18 protein-coding genes are annotated in these 21,945 nt (G+C 69.6%); 5 read left to right on the forward strand and 13 right to left on the reverse strand.

Annotated features, from left to right (window positions below):
- Positions 1–316 precede the first annotated feature (316 nt).
- From ACODR1_RS12910 to ACODR1_RS12920, 3 genes are all read left to right on the forward strand, one after another.
- Positions 317–3,619 (forward strand): TonB-dependent receptor, encoded by a 3,303-nt coding sequence (locus ACODR1_RS12910; protein ID WP_488880812.1) that lies wholly within the window; start codon positions 317–319, stop codon positions 3,617–3,619.
- Positions 3,620–3,790: 171 nt separating this feature from the next.
- Entirely contained in the window at positions 3,791–4,771 is a 981-nt protein-coding gene (locus ACODR1_RS12915) for a sensor histidine kinase (protein ID WP_488880813.1), read from the forward strand.
- Between the two features lie 109 nt (positions 4,772–4,880).
- A complete protein-coding gene (locus tag ACODR1_RS12920; RefSeq protein WP_488880814.1) occupies positions 4,881–5,930 on the forward strand; it encodes a P1 family peptidase in 1,050 nt (349 codons plus the stop codon).
- Here ACODR1_RS12920 and ACODR1_RS12925 read toward each other — a convergent pair.
- From ACODR1_RS12925 to ACODR1_RS12965, 9 genes are all read right to left on the reverse strand, one after another.
- Entirely contained in the window at positions 5,882–6,409 is a 528-nt protein-coding gene (locus tag ACODR1_RS12925) for a MarR family winged helix-turn-helix transcriptional regulator (protein WP_101717662.1), read from the reverse strand. The two genes, ACODR1_RS12920 and ACODR1_RS12925, sit on opposite strands and share 49 nt — an antisense overlap.
- A 213-nt stretch (positions 6,410–6,622) precedes the next feature.
- Complete coding sequence (locus ACODR1_RS12930; RefSeq protein WP_488880815.1) at positions 6,623–7,489, reverse strand: hypothetical protein; 867 nt, start codon at positions 7,487–7,489, stop codon at positions 6,623–6,625.
- An 82-nt stretch (positions 7,490–7,571) separates the two neighbouring features.
- Positions 7,572–7,811: a hypothetical protein gene (locus tag ACODR1_RS12935; protein ID WP_101717683.1), complete on the reverse strand. Its 240-nt coding sequence runs from the start codon at positions 7,809–7,811 to the stop codon at positions 7,572–7,574.
- A gap of 31 nt (positions 7,812–7,842) precedes the next feature.
- Positions 7,843–8,097: a DUF3297 family protein gene (locus ACODR1_RS12940; RefSeq protein WP_101717660.1), complete on the reverse strand. Its 255-nt coding sequence runs from the start codon at positions 8,095–8,097 to the stop codon at positions 7,843–7,845.
- Positions 8,098–8,192: 95 nt separating this feature from the next.
- The gene (locus ACODR1_RS12945; RefSeq protein ID WP_488880816.1) at positions 8,193–9,608 is read right to left on the reverse strand and encodes a serine hydrolase domain-containing protein; all 1,416 of its coding nucleotides are present in this window, start codon (positions 9,606–9,608) and stop codon (positions 8,193–8,195) included.
- Between the two features lie 73 nt (positions 9,609–9,681).
- Positions 9,682–11,961 carry a DNA topoisomerase IV subunit A gene (gene parC, locus ACODR1_RS12950; protein ID WP_488880817.1) on the reverse strand — a complete coding sequence of 760 codons (2,280 nt, stop codon included), beginning with the start codon at positions 11,959–11,961 and terminating at the stop codon, positions 9,682–9,684.
- Between the two features lie 76 nt (positions 11,962–12,037).
- A complete protein-coding gene (locus tag ACODR1_RS12955) occupies positions 12,038–12,250 on the reverse strand; it encodes a hypothetical protein (RefSeq protein ID WP_116489384.1) in 213 nt (70 codons plus the stop codon).
- An 87-nt stretch (positions 12,251–12,337) separates the two neighbouring features.
- Positions 12,338–13,750 (reverse strand): ATP-binding protein, encoded by a 1,413-nt coding sequence (locus ACODR1_RS12960; protein ID WP_488880818.1) that lies wholly within the window; start codon positions 13,748–13,750, stop codon positions 12,338–12,340.
- Between the two features lie 5 nt (positions 13,751–13,755).
- Positions 13,756–14,421, reverse strand: coding sequence for a response regulator (locus tag ACODR1_RS12965; protein ID WP_488880819.1), 666 nt, complete (start codon positions 14,419–14,421; stop codon positions 13,756–13,758).
- Between the two features lie 120 nt (positions 14,422–14,541).
- Here ACODR1_RS12965 and ACODR1_RS12970 point away from each other — a divergent pair, with 120 nt between their 5' ends.
- Positions 14,542–17,352, forward strand: a complete 2,811-nt coding sequence (locus ACODR1_RS12970) for a TonB-dependent receptor (protein ID WP_488880820.1) — start codon at positions 14,542–14,544, stop codon at positions 17,350–17,352.
- Positions 17,353–17,370: 18 nt separating this feature from the next.
- Here ACODR1_RS12970 and recO read toward each other — a convergent pair whose 3' ends face one another.
- Positions 17,371–18,105: a DNA repair protein RecO gene (gene recO / locus ACODR1_RS12975; protein WP_488880821.1), complete on the reverse strand. Its 735-nt coding sequence runs from the start codon at positions 18,103–18,105 to the stop codon at positions 17,371–17,373.
- A 178-nt stretch (positions 18,106–18,283) separates the two neighbouring features.
- Between recO and ACODR1_RS12980 the strand changes: the two genes are divergently transcribed.
- Positions 18,284–19,276 (forward strand): hypothetical protein, encoded by a 993-nt coding sequence (locus ACODR1_RS12980; RefSeq protein WP_488880822.1) that lies wholly within the window; start codon positions 18,284–18,286, stop codon positions 19,274–19,276.
- 17 nt (positions 19,277–19,293) lie between these two features.
- Here the strand turns inward: ACODR1_RS12980 and ACODR1_RS12985 are convergent, their stop codons facing one another.
- From ACODR1_RS12985 to rnc, 3 genes are all read right to left on the reverse strand, one after another.
- Positions 19,294–20,148, reverse strand: coding sequence for an arylamine N-acetyltransferase family protein (locus ACODR1_RS12985; protein ID WP_488880823.1), 855 nt, complete (start codon positions 20,146–20,148; stop codon positions 19,294–19,296).
- Positions 20,141–21,091: a GTPase Era gene (gene era / locus ACODR1_RS12990; protein ID WP_488880824.1), complete on the reverse strand. Its 951-nt coding sequence runs from the start codon at positions 21,089–21,091 to the stop codon at positions 20,141–20,143. Before era ends, ACODR1_RS12985 begins: the two co-directional genes overlap by 8 nt.
- A gap of 147 nt (positions 21,092–21,238) precedes the next feature.
- Positions 21,239–21,943 carry a ribonuclease III gene (rnc, locus tag ACODR1_RS12995; protein ID WP_488880825.1) on the reverse strand — a complete coding sequence of 235 codons (705 nt, stop codon included), beginning with the start codon at positions 21,941–21,943 and terminating at the stop codon, positions 21,239–21,241.
- Positions 21,944–21,945 lie beyond the last annotated feature (2 nt).

The raw sequence follows: 21,945 nt of genomic DNA on the forward strand, positions 1-21,945 counted from the left end.
TCCCTTCCCCCTCAGTCGCTTCGCGACAGCTCCCCCTTCAGGGGGAGCATCTTGGCAAAGGGGCGGAGGGGGGCCGTTCTCAGCTTTCGAGGCTTCGAACGAGGCTTCGAAAAGTTATCCCCCCCCCACCGATCGCTACGCGATCGCCTCCCCCACCGGGGGAGGTTCCCAACAAAGTGGCGCCAGCGCCACACTCGTCACACCGTCGCCACAAATTTTCGCTCGCCGAGTGGAGGTTTCCGCACGGTCTGCCGTCGAGGCGATTAGAACGTCGCGTCGAGGGGGCGCGGCGGAAGGGGATTTTTCGAACTTGTCCATGCGTAACACCCAACGCCGCCGGACCGTCCGCGGCCTGCTGCTGGCGTCGGCCGCCGTCCTCACCCTCGCCGGGACCACCGCCACGGGGGCCGCCGCCCAGGACGTGCGCCACACCTTCAACATCCCGTCGCAGGACGCGGTGTCGGCGCTGCAGACCTACGCCAAGCAGACCGGCAAGCAGGTGCTGTTCCCTTACGAGGCCGCCACCGGCCGCAAGACCCCGGCCGTGACCGGCGACCTGTCGGACACCGAGGCCCTCAAGCGCCTGGCCGACGCCGCCGGCCTGGTCGTCGCCTCGGACGACGGCAAGACCATCACCCTGCGCGCCGCGCCGGCCGCCCGCCCCCAGTCGGAAGCCGCCGCGACTAACGCGGCTCCCGAAGAAGTCGCCGAAGTCGAAGCCATCATCGTGGTCGGCAGCCAGATCGAAGGCGCCCGTACGACCGAAGCCCTCCCCGTCTCGGTCGTCACCGAGAAGGACATCATCGCCACCGGCGCCGTGTCGGGCGACGAGCTGTTCCGCTCGATCCCGCAGGCCGGCGACGTGCAGTTCCAGGAAGCCCGCACCACCGGCAACCTCAACGACGCCCGCGGCGACGTCTCGTCGCTGAACCTGCGCAGCCTGGGCACCGGCAACACCCTGGCCCTGCTGAACGGCCGCCGCGCCGTGCTGCACCCGGGCACCCAGACCGAAAACCTGGTGCCGGTGCAGACCGTCAACACCAACGCCCTGCCCGTGGCCGGCGTGAAGCGTGTCGAAGTGCTGCGTGACGGCGCCGGCGCCCTCTACGGCTCGGACGCCGTGGCCGGCGTGGTCAACACCGTGCTCGACACCAAGTTCCAGGGCCTGCGCGTCGAAGCCCAGGTCGGCGGCTCGGAAGGCACCGGCTATCGCGAAGGCACCGTCAACCTGAAGGCCGGCACGCGCCTGGAGGACGGCACCCGCCTGACCTTCTTCGGCTCGTACACCGCCCACAGCCGCATGATGGCCGACGAGCGCGACTACGCCGCCAGCGAAGACCACCGCGACCGCGTGGCCGGCACGCCCTGGGCCGGCAACACCAGCTTCGACAACCGCTCGACCTCCAGCCCCTGGGGTTCGTTCACCCTGATCCCGTCGTCGACCGCGCCCCGCCAGAACGGCGTGGCCCTGACCACCTCGGGCGTGTTCCACATCGAGCCGACGGCCAACACCGCCGCCGGCTGCAGCAGCGCCGTCCTGGCCGGCGACCTCTGCATCAAGTCGGGCACCATCACCGGCGCCGCCGACCGCGACCTGCGCTACGACGAGAACCCGCAGCGCACCCTCAAGGGCGGCCTGGAGCGGACCAACCTCTTCAGCACCGTCGAGCGCGACCTCGACAACGGCATGACCTTCTTCGGTGAAGCCGGCTACTACCACGCCCTGTTCACCGGCCAGCGCGAGCAGTCGGCGCCGATCTCGTCGGCCCCGATCAGCATCGCGGCCAACGCCTACTGGAACCCCTTCGGCCCGACGACCCTGGCCGACGGCAGCGCCAACCCCAACCGCCTGTCGGGCCTGACCGGCGTGGGCGCTTCGGGCGTGGCGATGAACATCACCACCTACCGCCCGGTGGACGCTGGCCCGCGCACCTACACCGTCACCGACGACAGCTATCGCCTGCTGGGCGGCCTGAAGGGCACGTTCGGCGACGGCTGGAAATGGGAAACGGCCGGCCTCTACTCCTTCGCCCGCACGAAGGACAAGACGCACAACGCCATCAGCAGCACGCTCTTCCAGCAGGCGCTGAACCGCACAGACTCGACCGCCTACAACCCGTTCAACGGCGGCTCGCAGACCAACTGGTCGGGCGACGACACCACCCGCAACAGCCAGGCGACGATCAACTCGTTCCTGATCGACGTCTACCGCATCAGCGAAACCTCGCTGGCGATGTGGGACTTCAAGGTCTCCAAGAAGGACCTCTTCACCCTGCCGGGCGGCGACGTCGGCTTCGCCTCGGGCGTGGAAGTGCGTCGCGAGACCTACAAGGACGACCGTGACGACCGCCTGGACGGCACGACGACCTACACCAACAGCGTCACCGGCGTGACCTACAACAGCGACGTCCTGGGGGCCTCCGGCTCGCCGGACATCAAGGGCGACCGCGTCATCAGCTCGGCCTTCGCCGAACTGGCCGTGCCGATCATCTCGCCCGAGATGAACATCCCGTTCGTCGAGGAAGTGACCCTGCAGCTGGCCGCCCGCGACGAGTATTATTCGGACTTCGGCAACGTGCTGAAGCCGAAGGGCGCCCTGCTGTGGAAGGTCGGCCAGGGCCTGTCGCTGCGCACCTCGGTGTCGCAGAGCTTCCGCGCGCCGAACCTGCCGCAGTTCTACAGCGAGGGCTCGACCGTCTCGAACGGCCGTCCCGACTACGCCTTCTGCCGGATCAACACCCCGACGGCCACGACCTGCGCCAGCACCTCGACGCTGGAAGTTCGCCAGGGCAACAAGGACCTGAAGCCGGAAGACGCCGACAACGCCTCGATCGGCTTCGTCTACCAGCCGAAGTTCATCCCGATCGAATACGGCCGCCTGACCCTGACGACCGACTTCTGGTCGATCCGGGAAAAGAACGTCATCGGCATCCTGGGCGGCTACAACCAGATCGCCTACGACCTGCTGCTGCGCCAGCAGGGCAGCTACAACCCCAATGTCGTGCGTGACGCCCCCGTCGGCACGAACACCGTCGGCGCCATCTCGTACATCAGCGACACCTACATGAACCTGCAGCCGCGCGTGGTGCAGGGCGTCGACTTCTCGCTGGCCTACGACCTGGACGACACCCCCTGGGGCGACTTCGGCTTCAACCTGAACGTGGCCAAGCTGACCAAGTACGACCAGTCGGCCAGCCCGATCGAGCAGATCCTGCAGGAGGCGATCGCCAGCGGCGCCCTGGCGGGCCTGACCGTCTCGTCGGCCGGCAGCCAGATCAAGATGGACGGCTTCCCGGAATTCCGCGGCACCGCCAGCTTCACCTGGCGCAAGGACGGCTGGGGCGCGGGCGCCTTCGTGAACTATGTCGGCGAGACCTACGACACCGGTCCCGCCCAGGTGAACGGCCAGTATTTCCCGATCTCGGACTGGACCACGGTCAGCCTGTACGGCCAGTACGCGTTCAAGAGCGGTCAGTTCGACGGCTCGACCCTGCGGGTCGGCGTGCGCAACATCGCCGACAAGGAGCCGCCGGTCACCTCGAGCAACTTCGGTTACTCGGGCGCCCTGCACAACTCGACCGGTCGCTACTGGTACATGAACATCTCCAAGCGGTTCTGATCACCGCCCGGAAGATGACCTTGGAAGCCCGCCCATCTGACGATGGGCGGGCTTTTCCGTATCCTGAGCGAGACACGGGGATTTGCCGTGACCCGAAAGTCTTTTTAGGAAATATTCTCCCCACGGCGGCGGAAGGTTCGACGCCGGACGAGTCGGGGCTCTTCGAAGATCATGTCGCGGGCGAGCACGCCTCTTCCTGGCGCGTGGGGCTATGCCCTGGCGGCGGCCGCGGCCGGCGGCGCCTTCGGCGTGCGCCTGCTGCTCAACAGCTGGTTCCCGCCTGGCTTTCCCTATCTGACCTTCTTTCCCGCCATCGTGCTGACCGCCTATTTCGCGGGGCGCGGGCCGGGCATCCTGTGCGCCGCCCTGTCGGGCCTGTGCGCCTGGTACTTCTTCATCCCGCCGTACGACAGCTTCCACGTCGACTTCGCCACGACGGTGGCGATCACGTTCTACGTCTTCGTGGCGGCGGTCGACATCTTCTTCATCGACGGCATGCGCAAGGCCATGCGCCACCTGTCGCAGGAGCGCGAGGTCCAGGCGCAGCTCGCCCGCAGCCGCGACCTGCTCTATCGCGAAATGCACCACCGGGTGAGCAACAACCTGCAGATGGTCGGCGCCCTGCTGCGCCTGCAGTCGTCGGGCATGAAGGACGAGGACGCCCGCCACGCCCTGGTCGAGGCCGGCGGCCGCATCGAGACCATCGCCAAGATCCAGCGCCAGCTGCACGACCAGACCGGCGAACCGACCCCGTTCCGGACCTTCGCCGAGGCCCTGCTCGACGATGCCGGCCAGGCCTTCGGGGCGCGCCACGCCATCCGCGTCGAGGGCGGCGAGGACCCACTGCATCCCGAGCAGGCCACCCCCGTGACCCTGGTCATGCTCGAGTGCTTCAACAACGCCCTGGAGCACGCCTTCGCGGCCGGGAGCGACGGCCGCATCGTCGTGGCCCTGGAGCAGGAAGGCGACAGCCACGTCCTGACCATCCGCGACAACGGCGCGGGCCCGCCCGCCGGCTTCGAGCCCGCCGCCTCGCCCAGCCTTGGCCTGCGCATCGTCCACGCCATGGCCCGCCAGCTGGGCGGCGCCTTCACCATGGCCCGCGTCGACGGCTGGACCGTCTGCCGCCTCCGCTACGCGCCGGCGGTCTAGCTCCCCCTTTCGGCCCAGAGCCCTCGGCGCTGAAAAAACCTCATCCTGAGCTTGTCGAAGGACGAGGTTTTCGTCTCAAACACGGGGGCGCTTTCATCGGAGCCTTCCCATGCCCCGTCCTGGTCCCCGCAACCTGATCACCGACGTCGAGGGCCTGCTGGTCGGCCACGCCCAGGACGAGGCGGTGGCCTCGGGCGTCACCGCCCTGCTCTGCCCCGACGCCTGGACCGCCGGCGTCGACGTGCGCGGCGGCGGGCCCGGCACGCGCGAGACCGATGTGCTGAGGCCCGAGAACAACTTCAGCAAGGCCCATGCGATCTGCCTGTCGGGCGGATCGGTGTTCGGCCTGGGCGCGGCCGACGGCGTCGTGGCGGCCCTGTCTGCCTCGGGACGCGGCATTCGCCTGGCCCCGACCTCGCCGGCCATCCCGATCGTGCCGGCCGCCGTGCTGCACGACCTGGGCAACGGCGGCGACAAGGACTGGGGCCTGGATCCGCCCTACCGCTGGCTGGGCATCGAGGCCGCGGCCGCCGCCGACAAGGACTTCGCCCTGGGCGCGTCTGGCGCAGGCCTGGGCGCCATGGCCGGCCTCTCAAAGGGCGGGATCGGCAGCGCCTCGCTGGACCTCGGCGACGGCCTGGTCGTCGGCGCCCTGGCGGCGGTCAATCCGGTGGGTACGGTGCGCATGGCTGACGGCGAGACCTTCTGGGCCTGGCCCTGGGAAATCGACGGCGAGTTCGGCGGCAAGCGTCCCGCGCCCGACGCGGCGATCGAGGTAGAGCCGATCCCGGAGAACTCGAAACTCGCGGCGCTGGGACGCCTGCAGGCGGGCGCCAACACCACCCTGGCCGTGGTCGCCGTCACCGCCGACCTCACCACGGCCGAATGCACGCGGCTGGCGATGATGGCCCAGGACGGTCTGGCGCGGGCGATCCGGCCGGTCCACACGCCCTTCGACGGCGACATCGTGTTCGCCCTGGCCTCGGGCGCTCAGAGCCTGGGCGAGGGTCCAGGCCGAGCCATTGCCCTGGCCAGGCTGGGCTCGGCGGCGGCCGACACCCTGGCGCGGGCCATTGCTCGCGGAGCCTACGAGGCCCAGCGGGCTGAAGCTCAGTCCTCGGAGACCGGGGGAACTTCCGGCGGGGCGTCGGCGCCGTAGAGCTGGACGGCGGCGGCTTCCAGGCGGCCCATCAGGCGCTTGAGGGTCGCCACCTCGCCCGGCGCCAGGCCCGCCAGCAGGGCTGCCTCATAGGCCAGGGCCAGCGGACGGATCTCGGCGAACAGCCGGCGACCGGCGGCGGTCAGTTCCAGCGTGTGCGAGCGACGGTCGGTGCGGTTGGTGATCCGGGCCACCAGGCGGCGCTCGACCAGGTCCTGGGCGGCGCGGCTGACGCGCACCTTGTCCATGGCGGTGCGAGCCACGGCCTGATGCTGGGTCAGAGGTCCCTCGATCAGGATCGACATCAGTCGCCATTGCGGGATCGACAGACCAAAGCGGTCTTCATAAGCGCGGGCGATCAGCCGGCTGACGGCGCTGGAGGCCGTCGCCAGGCGATACGGCACATAGTCCGAAAGCGACAGCTGTTCACTGGCGACGTCCGGCGTACCCGGCGTCAGGGATGAGACCGTCGCGGCCATGCCTGTTCCTTTCCTCCTACTCCGGCCCGCGGCCCGCGAAGACGGAGCCGTCTCTACGCCGAATCACGCCCTGGCAACCCACCGCAGGCGCACCTCGATCTGGCGCCGCGATGAAAACGCTCTCAATCGACCGCCCTCGACCGTGGCGGAAAGCGGGCGTTTCGCCCGCCGCATGAGCATACGCACCTAACCGCGCCCAACCAAGCGGCGCCTTTAGTGGCCGTGACCGCCGCCATGGCCGTCGTCGCGACCGTGGCCAGCCCTCGGCGCGGCCTCGGTATGGGTCAGCTGCTTCTGGCAGCGCTCCAGCAGGCGCAGGTTGTCGGGGCTGTTCCAGACGTCGGCGAACTCGACCACGGCCAGGCGCAGGCGGCGCATGTGCTCGCTCCACTCCAGCGGCGGCTCGGGCTTGTGCTCGTCCTCGTGGCCCTTGCCGTGGCCGCCGGCTCCACAGGTGCAGGCGTGAGGCTGGGGGTTCGGAGCCTGGACCGGCGCGCAGTTGGCGTTGACGATGACGGTCTGCTTGCTGCTGATCTTCACCTGCGGCGTGGCCAGGGCCAGTCCGCCGACGGTGACCGGAACGCAGCAGATCACGCACTGGCAAGGCGCGGGCGCCTTGCAGGCGGAAGGCGGCGCAGGCTCGGCCTCGTGGCCATGCTTGCCCTCATCCTTGGCCTGGTGGCCGCAGGTGCAGGGCTTGGCGGCCTTGGGCTCGTGCTTGGCCTCGGGCTTGGGGAACTGGCCCTGGCAGGCCTTCTCCAGGCTCTTGAGCGCCTTGCCGCAGGCGGCGAACTCGATCAGCGCCCCGACCCGCGCCTCGACCTCGGCGACCAGCTCCTCGGCGCGACGCAGCAGTTCGCCCGTCGGCGCGCTGGTGGCGGCCACGCAGCGGGCCAGTATGGCCTTGTGGATGGTCTTGGGCACGTCGCGCCAGCGCTCGTCCCTGCCCTTGCGGCCCGTGAAGCGCCCCGCGCAGAAGGCCAGGGCCGCCACGGCCAGGGTGATCAGGGCGATGCCGGCCAGCAGGGTCGGATCGAAGATCGGCACCGGCGTCTCGACCGGAAACTCGGATTGATACACCCCACCCCTCCCGCATGCGCCGTTCGACGAGCAGCGTTATGGTTAACGCATGCTCGCGACGCTTGCACGGCCAAGGTTGGGATCAGCGGCGGGAAATCACCCCGCGGGCGCGGGCGCCCTGGTCATAGCGGGTCTCGCCGCCATAGACGGCGACTTCGCACAGGATGTCGCCGCCTTCCTGGGCGGCCCACAGGTAGTTGCGCTCGACCTCGACGTTGCGGCCGGCGGGCGAGATGCCGTCGAAGGTGTCTCCCCAGGGAATCACCTTCGACAGTTCGCGCCAGGACAGGGTCATGGCTCGCGACAGTTCGTCGTCGGCCATGGCCTGCAGGTCGGGATCGCTCACGCGCGTCTTACTCGGCCGAGGTTTCGGCGTCGCGGAAGTACGGCACGACCTCGCCCTGCAGCTTGATGGTCATGGCGTTGCCCTTGCGATCGACGGTCTTGCCGGCGGTCACGCGCACCCAGCCTTCGCTGACGCAGTATTCGTCGACATTGGTCTTTTCGACGCCCTTGAAGCGGATGCCGACGCCGCGCTCGAGCGCTTCGGCGTCGTAGTACGGGCTGTCGGGATTGGCGGACAGGCGGTCGGGAGGCGTATCGCTCATCGGGTCGGCTTTCGAGATCTTGGGGCGGGACGGCCCGCCGAAGCGGGCGTGATAGCGAGGAAAGACGGGAAATCCAAGCGCTTGGGGCCAAAGCCTCAGCGGATGGAGGGCGCGCGACCGTTGGAGCCGCCCTTGGCGGGCGCCGGCGGGGCATGAGGCGGCGTGTTGGCGGCCTGGCGGACGGGCGGCCTTTCGAGCGCCTGGTAGACCCACTTGCGGGTCTCGGCGTCGAGGCCGGGCCCCACGCCGCCCAGGCGCTGGATCATGCCGACGAAGAAGAGGTCGTTGGCCGGGTCGATCCAGAACCAGGTGCCGGCGCTGCCGCCCCAGCTGATCGTGCCGGGACCGACCGGCGCGCCCGAGGCGGCCGGATCCACCGCCACCGCCACGTCGATGCCGTAGCCCATGCCCAGCGCGAAGGGGAAGGCCTTCTGCTGGCCGGGCTTGAGCACGCCCGACGTGCCGTCGGTGGTGACCTGGAAGCTGGGCGGCAGGTGGTTCAGCCGCATCATCGCCACCGTCTCCGGCTCGAGGATGCGCACGCCGTCGAGGTCGCCGCCGTTGAGGATCATCTGGGCGAAGCGGGCGAAGTCGCCCGCCGTCGACAGAAGGCCGCCGCCGCCGGACGGCGCCGGGGGCGGCTTGGTGACGTCGCGCCAGCCGCCCTCGACGGCGGGCACGAGCTTTCCGGTCACCGGATCGGCGTCATAGATCGCCGCCAGGCGCGCGGCCTTGTCGGCCGGGACCCAGAAGGCGGTGTCCTTCATCTTCAGCGGCTTGAAGATCCGCTGCTGCATGAACACCGGCAGGGCCTGGCCCGACAGGCGCTCGACGATCAGGCCCTGGATGTCGGCCGCGACGCTGTAGCGCCACAGCTTGCCGGGCTCGGCGTACATCGGCAGGCCGGCGATCTTCTGCACCATCGAGAACAACGAGTCCGACTGCAGCACGCCGGCGCGGTAATAGGCCTGGTCGGCCTGGCTGCCCGGATCGTCGGCGATGCCGTAGGCGAAGCCGGCCGTGTGGGTCATCAGCTCGCGCATGGTCGGCGGGCGGCTGATCGGCGACAGGATCGGCCGGCCCGAGGCGTCGACGCCATTGGCGACCCGCAGGCTCTCGAACTCGGGGATGAACTTGGTGACCGGGTCGTCGAGCTTCCAGCGGCCCTCGTCATAGAGGATCAGCATGGCCACGCCGGTCACCGGCTTGGTCTCCGAACGGATGCGGAAAATGGCGTCCGCCGGCATCGGCTCGGGCAGGTCCAGAGCGCGCTTGCCGTAGGTCGTCTGGCTGACGACCTTGCCGTGGCGGGCCAACAGCGTGACGCCGCCGGCGATCTGGCCCTGGTCGACCAGGCGCTGCATGGTCTCGTCGACCCGCTTGAGCCTCTCGGACGAGAACCCCACCGCCTCGGGCTTGGCGCGCGGCAAGGCGCTCGCCACGCCCGGATGGGCGGCGGTCAGGCCCAGGAACCCGGCCAGGGCCCCGACGGACTTGCGCCACAAGCTCATAAGTCGACTTTTCTCTCAGAGGGTTGGCGAGAGCATGGCGCCGAAACGGCGCTTCCGCTCTCGCCATGTCACATCACTTGGGACGGAAGCGCTTCTGGGTCGGGAAGCCCTTGGGCGCCAGCTTGCCGGCGCCGGCCCGGCGGCCGACGAAGGTCTGCCAGTCGGTCCATTCGCGTCGGCGCAGGGCCGTGTCGATCCAGTAGCCGCCGGTCTCGGCGTTGAACGACAGGCCGTCGCGCAGGCCGCCCTCGCGATAGGCCTGCAACTTGACGCCCTTGCCGCGCGGCATTTCCGGCAGCTCTTCCAGCGGGAAGATCAGGATCTTGCCGTTGTCGCCCACCACCGCCAGCTGGTCGCCGACGGCTTCCAGACAGAAGGCCGCACCGGCGGAGTCGACGGTCAGCACCTGCTTGCCCGCCTTGCGGTTGGCCAGCGCCTCCTCTTCCGGCAGCAGGAAGCCGTAGCCCTGCTTGGAAGCCAGGATGCGCTTGCGGCCGGCCTTGAACGGGAAGACGTCGATGATCTTCACCTTGTCGTCGAGCTCGATCATCATCCGCACCGGCTCGCCGTGACCGCGCGCCGACGGCAGGTTGGCGCAGCCCAGCGTGAAGAAGCGGCCGTCGGAGGTGAACAGCAGAAGCTTGTCGGTGGTCTCGGCCGGGACCAGGAAGCCCAGCTTGTCGCCTTCCTTGAACTTCAGCTCGGACGGGTCGTCGATCTTGCCCTTGGCGGCGCGGATCCAGCCGCGCTCGGACAGGATGATCGTGATCGGCTCGCGCACGATCATCGCCTCGATGGCGGCGTCGGCGTCGACCACCGGCGCCACGTCGAACACCGAGCGGCCGGTCACGCCGGTGGGGCGCGGCTTGTCCAGCGGGTGCTTGATCTTGATGAGGCTGGCGCGCACTTGGCGCAGGCCCGTGCCGACCAGTTCCCACTGCTTCTTGTCGCTGGCCAGCATGGCCAGGATGCCGTCGCGCTCTTCCACCAGTTCGGCGTGCTCGCGGCGGATCTCCATCTCCTCCAGCTTGGCAAGCTGGCGCAGGCGGGTGTTGAGGATGGCGTCTGCCTGGATGTCGCTGAGGGCGAAGGCCGCCATCAGCTTTTCCTTCGGCTTGTCCTCGTAGCGGACGATGCGGATCACCTCGTCGAGATTGAGGTAGGCGATCAGCAGGCCGTCGAGGATGTGCAGGCGGGCTTCGATCTTGGCCAGGCGGTGGCGGGCCCGGCGGGTCAGCACCTCGCGACGGTGGGCCAGGAAGGCCATCAAGGCCGACTTGATGCCCATGACGCCCGGCGTGCCGCGCGCGTCCAGCACGTTGATGTTGACCGAGAACCGGCTTTCCAGCGCCGAGAGCTTGAACAGGCTCTCCATCAGCACTTCGGGCTCGACGTTCTTCGACTTCGGCTCGAGCACCAGACGGATGTCCTCGGCGCTCTCGTCGCGGACGTCGCCCAGCAGGGCGGCCTTCTTGCTCTCGATCAGGTCGGCCAGCTGCTCGACCAGATCCGACTTCTTCACCTGATACGGGATCTCGGTGACGACGATCTGGTAGGTGCCGCGGCCGGTCTCTTCCCGCTCCCACTTGGCGCGGGTGCGGATGCCGCCACGGCCGGTCTCGTAGGTTTCGAGCAAGGACGCGGCCGGTTCGACGATGACGCCGCCGGTCGGGAAGTCGGGGCCCGGCACGCGCTCGAGAATGTCGGCGGTCGTGGCTTCGGGGTTCGAAAGCAGCAGCAGGCAGGCGTCGATCAGTTCGGCCGGATTGTGCGGCGGGATCGAGGTGGCCATGCCGACGGCGATGCCGGCCGAGCCGTTGGCCAGCAGGTTGGGGAAGCCCGACGGCAGGACCACCGGCTCCTCGTCCTGGCCGTCGTAGGTGGGGCGGAAGTCGACCGCGTCCTCGTCGATGCCGTCGAGCAGAAGCGTCGCCGCCTCCGTCATCTTGCATTCGGTGTAACGCATGGCCGCGGCGTTATCGCCGTCGATGTTGCCGAAGTTGCCCTGCCCCTCGACCAGCGGGATGCGCTGGGAGAAGTCCTGAGCCAGGCGCACCAGGGCGTCGTAGATCGACTGGTCGCCGTGCGGGTGGAAGTTACCCATCACCTCGCCGACCACCTTGGCGCACTTGCGCGCGGCGGACTCGGGGTTCAGGCGCATGTTGCTCATGGCGTAGAGCACGCGCCGGTGCACCGGCTTCATGCCGTCGCGGACGTCGGGCAGCGCCCGCGAGCCGATGGTCGACAGCGCATAGGCCAGATAGCGCTTGGACAGCGCTTCGGTCAGCGGCTCTTCGAGGATGCGGTCGCCGTCGCCGGGACCGCCGGGGGGAGGAAGGACGGGCTTGTTCATCAGTCAGATTCGTTTCGGCCCGTCAGCCTAGCAGATATGCGGCGCTCGATTCGAGGCGCGACGGGGTTTTTGCGGCTTATCCTGCCGCGGGCGCCCCCAGAAAGGCCCCCGCCCGCTCGACGAGGGCGATCACGGCCTCGTCGCGCCACACCTCGATCGTCTCGGCGCTGGCGTGGTCACGCAACAGCGACAAGGCGTGGCGCCGGTAGGCGTCTTCGGCCAGATCCTGGATATCGACTGCGGTGGCGACCTGGTTTCCGGCCAAGCAGACGAAGGTGTAGGTTTTCATCACGGTCCTCACCGTGACCTTACCACGCCAAGCGCGGCCGTTGGTCGCCTGCCCGACCGATCACGGCATTGGGAACGGCCGTGCTTATCAGGCCTCGGCGCTGCGGGCCGGCAGGGCCAGGGTCACGCGCAGACCGCCGATCGGCGCCCGGCCCAGGGTCAGGGCGCCGTCGTGCAGCTCGGCCAGCTCCAGGGCGATCGGCAGGCCGAAACCATGACCGGCCCCGCGCTCGTCCAGGCGGCTGCCCGGCACCAGGGCGGCGGCGGCGGCTTCATCGGTCAGGCCCGGACCGTCGTCGTCGATGTCGAGCACCACACGGGCGCCCTCACGGCGGCCAGTGACCCGCACCGTGCGCTCGGCGAACTTCCAGGCGTTGTCGAGCAGGTTGCCGGTCATCTCGTCGAAGTCCTGCGGGTCGCAGGCCACATAGAGGTCGTCGGCCACGTCCAGCTCGGCCCGCACGCCGGCGGCGGCGTGGATACGCGACAGCGCCGCGACAAGGTCATCGAGCCGCGATCGCACAGGCAGGGCCGGCCGTCCCGGCGCGCCCGGCGAGGCGGCGCGGGCCCGGCCCAGGTGATGGCCGATGGCCCCGTCGATCTGGGCGATCAGGCTGGCCAGGCTGCCGTCGGGGTCCCTCCCCGGTTCGGCCAGGCGCACGGCCAGAGTGGCCAGCGGGGTCTTCAGGCCATGGGCCAGGTTGGAGACGTGGCTGCGGGCCTTCGCCAAGGCCTGCTCGTTGTGGTCCAGCAGGGCGTTGAGCTCGGCCACGACCGGCTCCAGTTCGCGCGGCTGCTTGTCGTCGATCCGGCGCTGCTCGCCCGCGCGCACGGCCGCCAGCGAAGACCCGAGCTTGCGCAGCGGCCGCAGGCCCAGTTCCAGCTGGCCGATCATCGCCGCCAGCAAGCCCACGCCCAGCACGCCCAGCGACAGCAGCAGCGGCCGCAGGCCCTCGTCGCGCATGCGGTCGCGGATGTAGCGCGGCGCGCCGGCGGTGACCGTCACCGGCCCGCGGCTGGTGCTGATGGTCAGGGTGCGGAAATAAAAGCTCTCGTTCCAGCCGCTGCGCGAGCGCCAGCGGCGGGACTCTTTCAGCGGCGCGGTCGGCGGCTTGTCGGGGCGCATCTCACGCTGGGGCATGCGGTCACGGTCGCGATCCCGCTCGGGACGCGGCCAGGGCGGCGGCCCCTCGCCCTGCCTCGGCTCGACCGCAGCCACGGTCTGCGAGCGCAGCACGCCCGCCGGTCCCCGGACCACCCAGGCCCAGCCCGCGCCGCGACGAACGAACGGGCCGACCGACTGGATGCGGTCCTGGTCGAGCGAGCCGTCGGACTTCACCGCCCTCGCCAGCACCGAGATCTGCGACTCCAGGCTGGCGTCGACGTTGCGGCGCACGAACTGGTCCAGGGTCGGACGAATGGTCAGGGCCGCCAGCACCACCGCCACGACGGTGAACAGCACGCCGCTGACCAGCAGCCTGGCCCGGATGGAGTTCAGCACGCCCTTCACGCCGCGCCCGCCGTCAGGCGATAGCCGCGGCCGCGCACGGTCTCGATCATCTCGTGGCCGATCTTGCGCCGCAGCCGGCCGACGATGACCTCCAGCGAGTTGGAATCCCCGCCCGCGTCGCCCTCGTAGGCCTGTTCGAGAATGTCCATCCGCTCGACCACCACCTCCTTGCGCAGGATCAGGCACGACAGCACCCGCCACTCGAAGCTGGTCAGCTTCAGCGGCATGCCGTCGAACTCGAACCCGCCCATCTGGGCGTCGAAGGTCAGGCGGCCGCAGACGATGCGCGGGCCGTGATGGCCGGCCGAGCGGCGCACCAGCGCCCGCAGCCGCATGACCAGCTCCTCCACCCGGAACGGCTTGGTCAGATAGTCGTCGGCGCCGGCCTTGAAGCCCTCGACCTTCTCGGTCCAGCCGTAGCGGGCGGTGAGGATCAGCACCGGCAGCGGCCGGTTCTGGGCGCGCCAGCCACGCAGCACCGTCAGGCCGTCCTGCTTGGGCAAGCCGAGATCGAGCACGGCGGCCGCGTAGGTTTCGGTGGCGCCCAGGTGCGCGCCGGTCTCGCCGTCGGCGGCGATATCCACCGCGAACTGCTCTTCGCGCAGGGCCTGTGCGATGCTTTCGGCCAACGGCGCGTCATCTTCGACCAACAGGATGCGCATGCCCCATCCTTAGCCGACGAACCCAAACCGAACCTGAACCAGTTCGTTCAGGCTACGTCGAGGTTGCATGCGTTACAGAGGCTGCAATCGAGGGATTCGGTTCGAGATTTGGGGATTGGAATGACGAGGAAGATGGCCCTCCTGGCGGGTCTGCTGGGCTGCATCACGCCGACGATGCTGCATGCTCAGGAAACGGCCGCGCCGACCCAGGCCCCGCGCCAGCCCGCCCAGCAAGTTCCGTCCGACGCCGACCTCGACACCGAGGTCGAGGGCATCGTCGTCACCGGCCAGCGCCAGTACGGTGCGGTGCTGGGCGACATCCAGCCGGAAACCACCTTCAACGCCGCCGACGTGCGCTCGCTGGGCGTCAGCTCGGTGACCGAGCTCCTGTCGGAACTGTCGGCCCAGACCGCCAGCGCCGGCGGCGGCGCGCCCGTCACCCTGCTGAACGGCCGCCGCATCTCGGGCATGGGCGAGATCCGCGACATCCCCACCGAAGCCATCCAGCGGGTCGAGATCCTGCCCGAGGAAGTGGCCCTGAAGTACGGCTATTCGGCCGACCAGAAGGTGGTGAACATCGTCCTGCGCCAGCGCTTCCGCGCCCGCACCGGCGAGATCAGCGTCGCCTCGCCCACCGACGGCGGCCAGACCACCGAGCAGTTCGACTCCAGCACCCTGCGCCTCAACCGCCAGGGCCGCCTGAACACCGCCTTCAAGTACGCCCACAGCGACAAGCTGCTCGAAAGCGACCGCGACATCATCTCGCGCGGAGCCAGCGACAACTATGTCGGCGACCTGACGCCCTACCGCACGCTGCGCCCGCGCACCGACAGCCTGTCGTACAACGGCGTCTACAACCGCATTCTCGAGAACGGGATCTCGGCCACGGTCAACGGCAGCCTGTCCTACGACCAGAGCCAGTCGCTGTCGGGCCTGGCGCGGGCCGAATTCGACGTGCCGGCCGCCAGTTCCTTCTCGCTGTCGGGCGCCGACGAGACCGTCTATCGCTACCTGACCGACCTGGGCGCCATGGAGCAGTGGAGCCGGTCCTGGAACGCCCATGGCGGCTTCACCCTCGACGGCTCGATGAAGTCGTGGCGCTGGAACCTGACCGGCAACTACGATCACGACGAAAGCCGCACCAGCACCGATCGCGCCCCCCGCGTCGACGAACTGCAAGACCGGCTCGACGATCTGGACCCCACCTTCGATCCGCGCGCGGGCCTGCCCACCGGCAGCTTCCTGAAGGACCGCGCCAGCTCGACCAGCGACACGCTCAACACCCAGCTGGTGATGAACGGCGCGCTGACGCGCCTGCCGGCGGGCGACATCTCCACCAGCGTCAAGCTCGGGGCCGAAGGCGCCTGGGTGGACTCCTGGTCGCGCCGCAACGGCGCCCAAGGCGTCACGGAAAGCAGCGCCGACCTGTCGCGCGGCACGGCCAACGCCCAGGTCAGCTTCGACGTGCCGATCACCAGCCGGAAGAACAACTTCATGGCCAAGGCCGGCGACCTGTCGGCCAATCTCAACCTGTCGGCCAACCAGCTGTCGGATTTTGGGACCCTCACCTCGATCGGATACGGCCTGAACTGGTCGCCCATCAAGCCGGTCAGCTTCATCGTCTCGATGAACAACCAGGAGAGCGCCCCCAGCATGTCGCAACTGGGCGGGGCCCAGGTCACGACCGTGGACGTGACCACGTTCGACTACGTCCGCGGCGAAAGCGTGCTGATCTCGCGCGTCACCGGCGGCAATCCGGACCTGAAGGCCGAGGAAAAGAAGGTCCTGCGCCTGGGCGTCACGCTCAAGCCGCCGGTCGTCGAGGGCCTGTCGATCAACGCCAGCTACACCCGTTCGCGCACCGACAATCCCATCTCGTCGTTCCCTAGCGCCACGGCGGCGACCGAGGCGGCCTTCCCCGACCGCTTCTTCCGCGAAGACCCGACAGTGGACGATCCGGTCGGTCGCCTGATCCGCATCGACGCGCGGCCGGTGAACTTCGCCAAGCGCGAAAGCGACCAGATCCGCTGGGGCTTCAACTACAGCCGCCAGATCGGCAAGACTCCGCCCCGCCCCACTCTGACGCCCGAGGAGATGCAGCGCTGGCGCGAACGCCAGGGCGGCGAAGGCCGGGGCGAAGGTCGCCGCGGCCAGGCCGCGAGCGGCCAGCAGGCTCAAGCCCAGACGACCCAGGGCCAGGCCCCGGCCACGGAAGGCGCCCAGCCCCCGGGCATGGAACTGCTGCAAGGCGCCATGCGCCAGGGCGGCGACCGCGGCGGCGAGCAACGGGCCGGCGGCGACAACGCCCAGCCGCCATCCGACGGTCCGCGTCCGGGCGGCGATCAGGGCGGCCCCGGCGGTGGTCCCGGCGGACCGGGCGGCGGCTTCGGCGGTCGTGGTCCCGGCGGCGGCTTCGGCGGCCCGCCCCCCGGCTTCGGCGCGGCGCGCCTGCAGCTGGCGCTCTTCCACACCGTGCGCCTGCGCGACCGGATCTACATCACCGACGGCGGCAACCCGCTCGACCTGCTGGACGGCGACGCCCTGGGCAACAGCGGCGGCTCGCCCCGCAACGAACTCGAGGCCCAGCTCGGCTTCACCAAGCAGGGGATGGGCGCGCGCCTGACCGCCAACTGGAAGGAAGCCACCGAGGTCACCGGCGGAACCGCCGGCAGCTCGACGGGCACGCTGAAGTTCTCCGACCTGACGACGGTGAACCTGCGCCTGTTCGCCAACCTGGGCGCCCGCCGCGAGCTGGTGGCCAAGTACCCGGTGCTACGCGGCACGCGGGTGACCTTCGGCGTCACCAACCTGTTCGACGAGAAACAACAGGTGCGCAACGCCGCCGGCGGCACGCCGATCACCTACCAGGAAGACTATCTGGACCCGCTCGGCCGCAGCGTGCGTCTGAGCGTGCGCAAGGTGTTCTTCTAGAACTGGCCGGGGCGGCCCCTAAAGCCGCCCCGCCTCGCCCAGCCGGTCCAGCAGCCACATGCGGGCCGGCGGCAGCGGACGGTTCAGCGGACCGAACACGAACTGCTCGAGGAAGTGGCCGGTGATGTCGAGGCCGGCCTTCACGTCGCCCTCGGAGAGCCCTCCCTGCGACGACAGCAGGAACGGCGGCAGCGGCAGAAGCTTGTCCTGATAGGGCGCGCCGGCCTTGCGGCTGACCGCCCGCCCCGTGCGCGGGCTGACATAGACCAGGTCGTCGACGTCGCCGGTGGCGGCGCACTTGGACAGGTCCAGGCCAAAGCCCAGGTCCTGCAACAGCCCCGCCTCGTAGCGCACATAGACCGCCGGCCAGATGTCGGGGATCTCCAGCACCCGGATCAGGGTCTCCAGCGCCAGGAACGCGCCCGGATGCGGTTCGCGCTCGGGCAGGGCCCCGGCGGCGACGGCGGCGGCGGATTGCAGGCCGGCCAGGGCCAGGCGGTCGTCGAACAGCGACGACGGCCCCTCGCCCATCGGCTCCAGCTGCGCCGAGCCCATCTGGTCGGCGACCCGGGCGCGATAGCGAGTAATGACCCGCGCGCCCGCCTGCAGGAACGGCTTCATTCGCCGCGAGGCCGCGCCGGCCACGTGGGCGACGAACTTGCCCCGGTCCTGGGTCAGCAGCTCGACGATGGCGCCGGTCTCGCCGTGCGCCCGCGCCGACAGCACGAAGGCGTCGTCCTCCCACTCCGTCATCGGGCGGCTCCCGATCGGGGCACGAGGGTCGGCGGCGCGGTTCGCATCAAGGACATGAGCGTGCATACGCCGCTCCGTCGGCGACCGCAAAACCCCCGACGCGCGCAAAGCGAGCCGCAAGCCATTGCACCCTCCATGGTCGAGGCGCTAATCAGGTCGCATCGAGCCGGGGGGCGCCATGACCGATGAATCTCTGATCGCTTCGCACGTCTACAGCCGCAAGCTGGACAAGCCCAAGAACGTCTGGCCGGCGGTGATCGTCACCGCCCTGGTGGGGGTCGCGATCATCGCCGCCTACAGCCTGGCGCAGATGCGCGGCGACAGCCGGGTGTTCGACCCGTCGGAGCTGCTCAACAGCCGCTTTCTGTTCTCGCTGGTGCCGTGCGGCGTGCTGGCCGTGGCGCTCTGGGCCGGCCTCTATTTCGGCTATGTGCGCTCGCGCGACGCCTCGATGGGTCCGGCCAGTTTCAACGTCATAGCCATTGCGATCTTCGCCACCTCGGTGCTGGCGCCGATGTCGCTGCACGGCGTCTGGTACGTCGAAAAGCAGATCGCGCTGGGCAAGGCCCGCAAGGCCTGGGACGCCGAACCCGAGCTGAAGGCCGAGCTGCTGGCCATCGCCGCCGGCGAGCGCGCCGCCGACGCGGCGGCCATCGCGACCCTGAAGCCGCACTACGAGGCCACCGAGCGCATGCTGGTGATCTCGCCGATCACCATCGCTTCGCAGGCCGACGTTCAGACCGCCAGCGCCCGCCTGCGCAAGACGCTCGACCTGATGGAACAGACCACGGCCGAAGACGTCGCCCGCCAGGCCAGGACCAGGGCCGCCATCGACGCGGCGGTGCGCAAGGCCGACGCGCCGGCGCTGGTGCGCGACCACATCTACGCCCGCCTGGCCGCCGACGAGCGCGCGGCGGCGGCGGCCGGCAACGTCCGCACCGACCTGCGCCGCAGCACCTATGAAGAGACCCTGGCCGCTCTCGACGTGCTGACCGCCGCGCGCGGCCTGTGGGAGTCCGACGGCGAGAAGCTGTTCTTCTCCCGCCAGTCCGACATCGACGAACTTGAATCCCACCTGCGCAACGCCAAGCTCACCCGCTACGACCTGCACCACCAGCCGGCCGAGCGCCTGCCCGCCCAGAGCTGGGCCAGGCCGCCCAAAGGGGTCTGAAGCCCCCGGAGAGCGCCTCAGGCCGGCGTTCCCCAGGCCACGACCTTCTCCAGCACCGCACGCCAGTCGGCTTCGACCGGCAGACCGATGACGTCGCGCAGGATCGTTTCCAACTCGTCGACCGAAAGGTCGCGCTGCTCGACCAGGGCGCCGGCGGCGTCGCGGTGAGTCAGGCGATTATTCTTCAGGGCGTAGCGAGCGGTCGGCGTCGTGCGCCCCACCGTCATGCTCCAGGTGAAGTGCGAGCTGGCGTGGGTGTAGGTGAAGAAGTTGGCCTGTTCGTAGTCGACCGCCGCCCAGGCGCCCCGGGCGACCTGGTAGAGCGGCGCCCAGCGGCCCGACAGGTCGGCCTGCGCCTGGCGCTCGACCACGCCGTCACATTCCGCATCGACGATGCGGAAGGCGCCGTTCGGGCTGGCCTGGTCGCCGTCCGCGAACAGCCTCAGCGGCGCGGTCAGCACGCAACCACCGAAACCGGCGTCGGCCAGCCAGGTCTCGCCGTCGATCGTCACCCCCAGCACCTGGTGCGAGCGCGGACGCGGCGGGGCGCCTTCCGGCGCCATCCACAGCACCCGCGCCATCAGGCCTTCGACCTCGAAGCCGAGGGCGAGCAGCACCCGCTTGAGCAGGCTGTTCTGCTCGTAGCAGTAGCCGCCGCGGCCGGCGGCGATCAGCTTGGCGTCGACGTCGGTCGGCACGATGCTGATCCCGCGTCCCAGCAGCACGTCGAGGTTCTCGAACGGGATGGCGTCGGGATGCTTCTGGCAGATCGCCCGCAGGGTCTCGATCGTGGCCTCGCGCGGGCCGGCATAGCCGATCCGCGCGAAGTAGGCGTCGAGGTCCACGGAAGCGACCGCCGGAGCGTCAAACATCGAAATCGAGGCCCATGTCGCTGAACAGGCCGCGTTCCTCGGCCCAGTTCTCCTTGACCTTCACGTGCAGGAACAGGTGGACCTTGCGGTCCAGGATATCCTGCAGTTCCTCGCGCGAGGCCTGGCCGATCCACTTCAGCACCTGGCCGCCCTTGCCCAGCACGATGGCGCGCTGGCCCTCGCGCTCGACATAGATGGTCTGCTCGATGCGGGCGCTGCCGTCGGCGCGCTCCTCGAACGCGGTCGTTTCCACCGAGGCCGCGTAGGGCAGTTCCTCGTGGACACGCAGATAGATCTTCTCGCGGGTGATCTCGGCGGCCAGCAGGCGGGCCGGCAGGTCGGCCGTCTGGTCTTCCGGGTAGAGCCAGGGGCTCTCGGGCATCATCGAGGCCAGCTTGGCGGTCAGGTCGTCGACGCCAGCGCCGGTCTCGGCGCTGATCATGAAGACGTCGGTGTAGACGCCGGTGTCGAAGAAGTCCTTGGCCACGGCCAGCAGCGTGTCGCGCTTGATGCCGTCGATCTTGTTGAGCGCCAGGATCACCTTGCGGCCGCTCTCCTTGAGCGCCTCGATGATGGTCTGGACGTCCTGCACGGCGCGGTGCTCGGCCGGGGTGGCGTTACGGGCGCGGTCGGCCAGTTCGGCCTGCACGTCGACGAGGTGGACGGTGACCTCGGCCTCTTCCGAGCCGGCCCAGGCCGACCGCACCATGGCGCGGTCGAGACGGCGGCGCGGGCTGAAGATCCCGGGAGTGTCGACGAGAACGATCTGGGTGTCGCCGGCCAGGGCGACGCCGCGCACGGGGAAGCGCGTCGTCTGCACCTTCTGGGTGACGATCGAGACCTTGGCCCCGACCATGCGGTTGACCAGGGTGGACTTGCCGGCGTTCGGCGCGCCGATGATGGCGGCGAACCCGGCGCGGGTGTTGGAGGTGTTTTCAGTCATTGGGCGTGCGTGTAGCACAGAGCACTGCAAAAGCCCTCCCCCTTGATGGGGGAGGGTTGGGTGGGGTGGCTACGGCTTAAGCGGCTGAACCGCCGCGTCACCCCCATCCCCGCCCTTCCCCCATCAAGGGGGAAGGGAGAGATCAGGTCACCCGCCCACCCGCTCCAGCAGCGCCTTGGCGGCGGCCTTCTCGGCCTCCTGCCTCGACTTGCCCTTGGCGATGGCCGGATCGACGTCCTTGACGCTGACCTCGACGGTGAACTCCGGCGCGTGGTCGGGACCGGTGCGGTCGAGCACCCGGTAGGACGGCAGCGGACGGCCCTTGCTCTGGGCCCACTCCTGCAGGGCGGTCTTGGGATCGCGCGGGCGCCCCTGCCCGGCCCGGTCGAATTCCTCCGACCACAGGTCGAGGAAAACCTTGCGGGCCAGGTCCAGCCCGCCGTCCTGATAGAGGGCGGCCATCAGGGCTTCGCAGGCGCCGGCGAGGATCGATTCCGTCTCGCGGCCGCCGATCTTGCTCGACGAGGCCGACAGGCGCAGGGCCGGACCAAGGTCGGCGGCCTTGGCCACGCGGGCGCAGGTCTCGCGGCTGACCAGGGCGTTCAGGCGCGGGGCGAGTTCGCCCTCCTTGGCCTTGGGGAAACGCTCGGCCAGGGCCTCGGCGGCCAGGAGCCCCAGCACCCGGTCGCCGATGAACTCCAGCACCTCGTTGTCGCGGACCTTGGCCTTGGCGCCGTCGCCGACGCTGGCGTGGGTCAGGGCCTGCTCGAGCAGTTCGCGATCCTCGAAGCGATGACCGATCCGGCGCTCCAGGTCGCCGACGGCGGCGACCCGTCTGTCCTTCTCGGCCATGA

It is taken from the genome of Caulobacter sp. FG7 (genome assembly GCF_057808875.1).

Excerpts from the sequence above, each read along its gene's own strand:
- parC (WP_488880817.1), bottom strand. The coding sequence starts at position 11,961 with ATGAACAAGCCCGTCCTTCCTCCCCCCGGCGGTCCCGGCGACGGCGAC.
- ACODR1_RS12970 (WP_488880820.1), top strand. The coding sequence starts at position 14,542 with ATGACGAGGAAGATGGCCCTCCTGGCGGGTCTGCTGGGCTGCATCACG.
- rnc (WP_488880825.1), bottom strand. The coding sequence starts at position 21,943 with ATGGCCGAGAAGGACAGACGGGTCGCCGCCGTCGGCGACCTGGAGCGC.
- ACODR1_RS12945 (WP_488880816.1), bottom strand. The coding sequence starts at position 9,608 with ATGAGCTTGTGGCGCAAGTCCGTCGGGGCCCTGGCCGGGTTCCTGGGC.
- ACODR1_RS12955 (WP_116489384.1), bottom strand. The coding sequence starts at position 12,250 with ATGAAAACCTACACCTTCGTCTGCTTGGCCGGAAACCAGGTCGCCACC.
- ACODR1_RS12910 (WP_488880812.1), top strand. The coding sequence starts at position 317 with ATGCGTAACACCCAACGCCGCCGGACCGTCCGCGGCCTGCTGCTGGCG.
- ACODR1_RS12920 (WP_488880814.1), top strand. The coding sequence starts at position 4,881 with ATGCCCCGTCCTGGTCCCCGCAACCTGATCACCGACGTCGAGGGCCTG.
- ACODR1_RS12985 (WP_488880823.1), bottom strand. The coding sequence starts at position 20,148 with ATGTTTGACGCTCCGGCGGTCGCTTCCGTGGACCTCGACGCCTACTTC.
- ACODR1_RS12965 (WP_488880819.1), bottom strand. The coding sequence starts at position 14,421 with ATGCGCATCCTGTTGGTCGAAGATGACGCGCCGTTGGCCGAAAGCATC.
- ACODR1_RS12980 (WP_488880822.1), top strand. The coding sequence starts at position 18,284 with ATGACCGATGAATCTCTGATCGCTTCGCACGTCTACAGCCGCAAGCTG.
- ACODR1_RS12925 (WP_101717662.1), bottom strand. The coding sequence starts at position 6,409 with ATGGCCGCGACGGTCTCATCCCTGACGCCGGGTACGCCGGACGTCGCC.
- ACODR1_RS12940 (WP_101717660.1), bottom strand. The coding sequence starts at position 8,097 with ATGAGCGATACGCCTCCCGACCGCCTGTCCGCCAATCCCGACAGCCCG.
- recO (WP_488880821.1), bottom strand. The coding sequence starts at position 18,105 with ATGACGGAGTGGGAGGACGACGCCTTCGTGCTGTCGGCGCGGGCGCAC.
- ACODR1_RS12915 (WP_488880813.1), top strand. The coding sequence starts at position 3,791 with ATGTCGCGGGCGAGCACGCCTCTTCCTGGCGCGTGGGGCTATGCCCTG.
- ACODR1_RS12935 (WP_101717683.1), bottom strand. The coding sequence starts at position 7,811 with ATGGCCGACGACGAACTGTCGCGAGCCATGACCCTGTCCTGGCGCGAA.
- era (WP_488880824.1), bottom strand. The coding sequence starts at position 21,091 with ATGACTGAAAACACCTCCAACACCCGCGCCGGGTTCGCCGCCATCATC.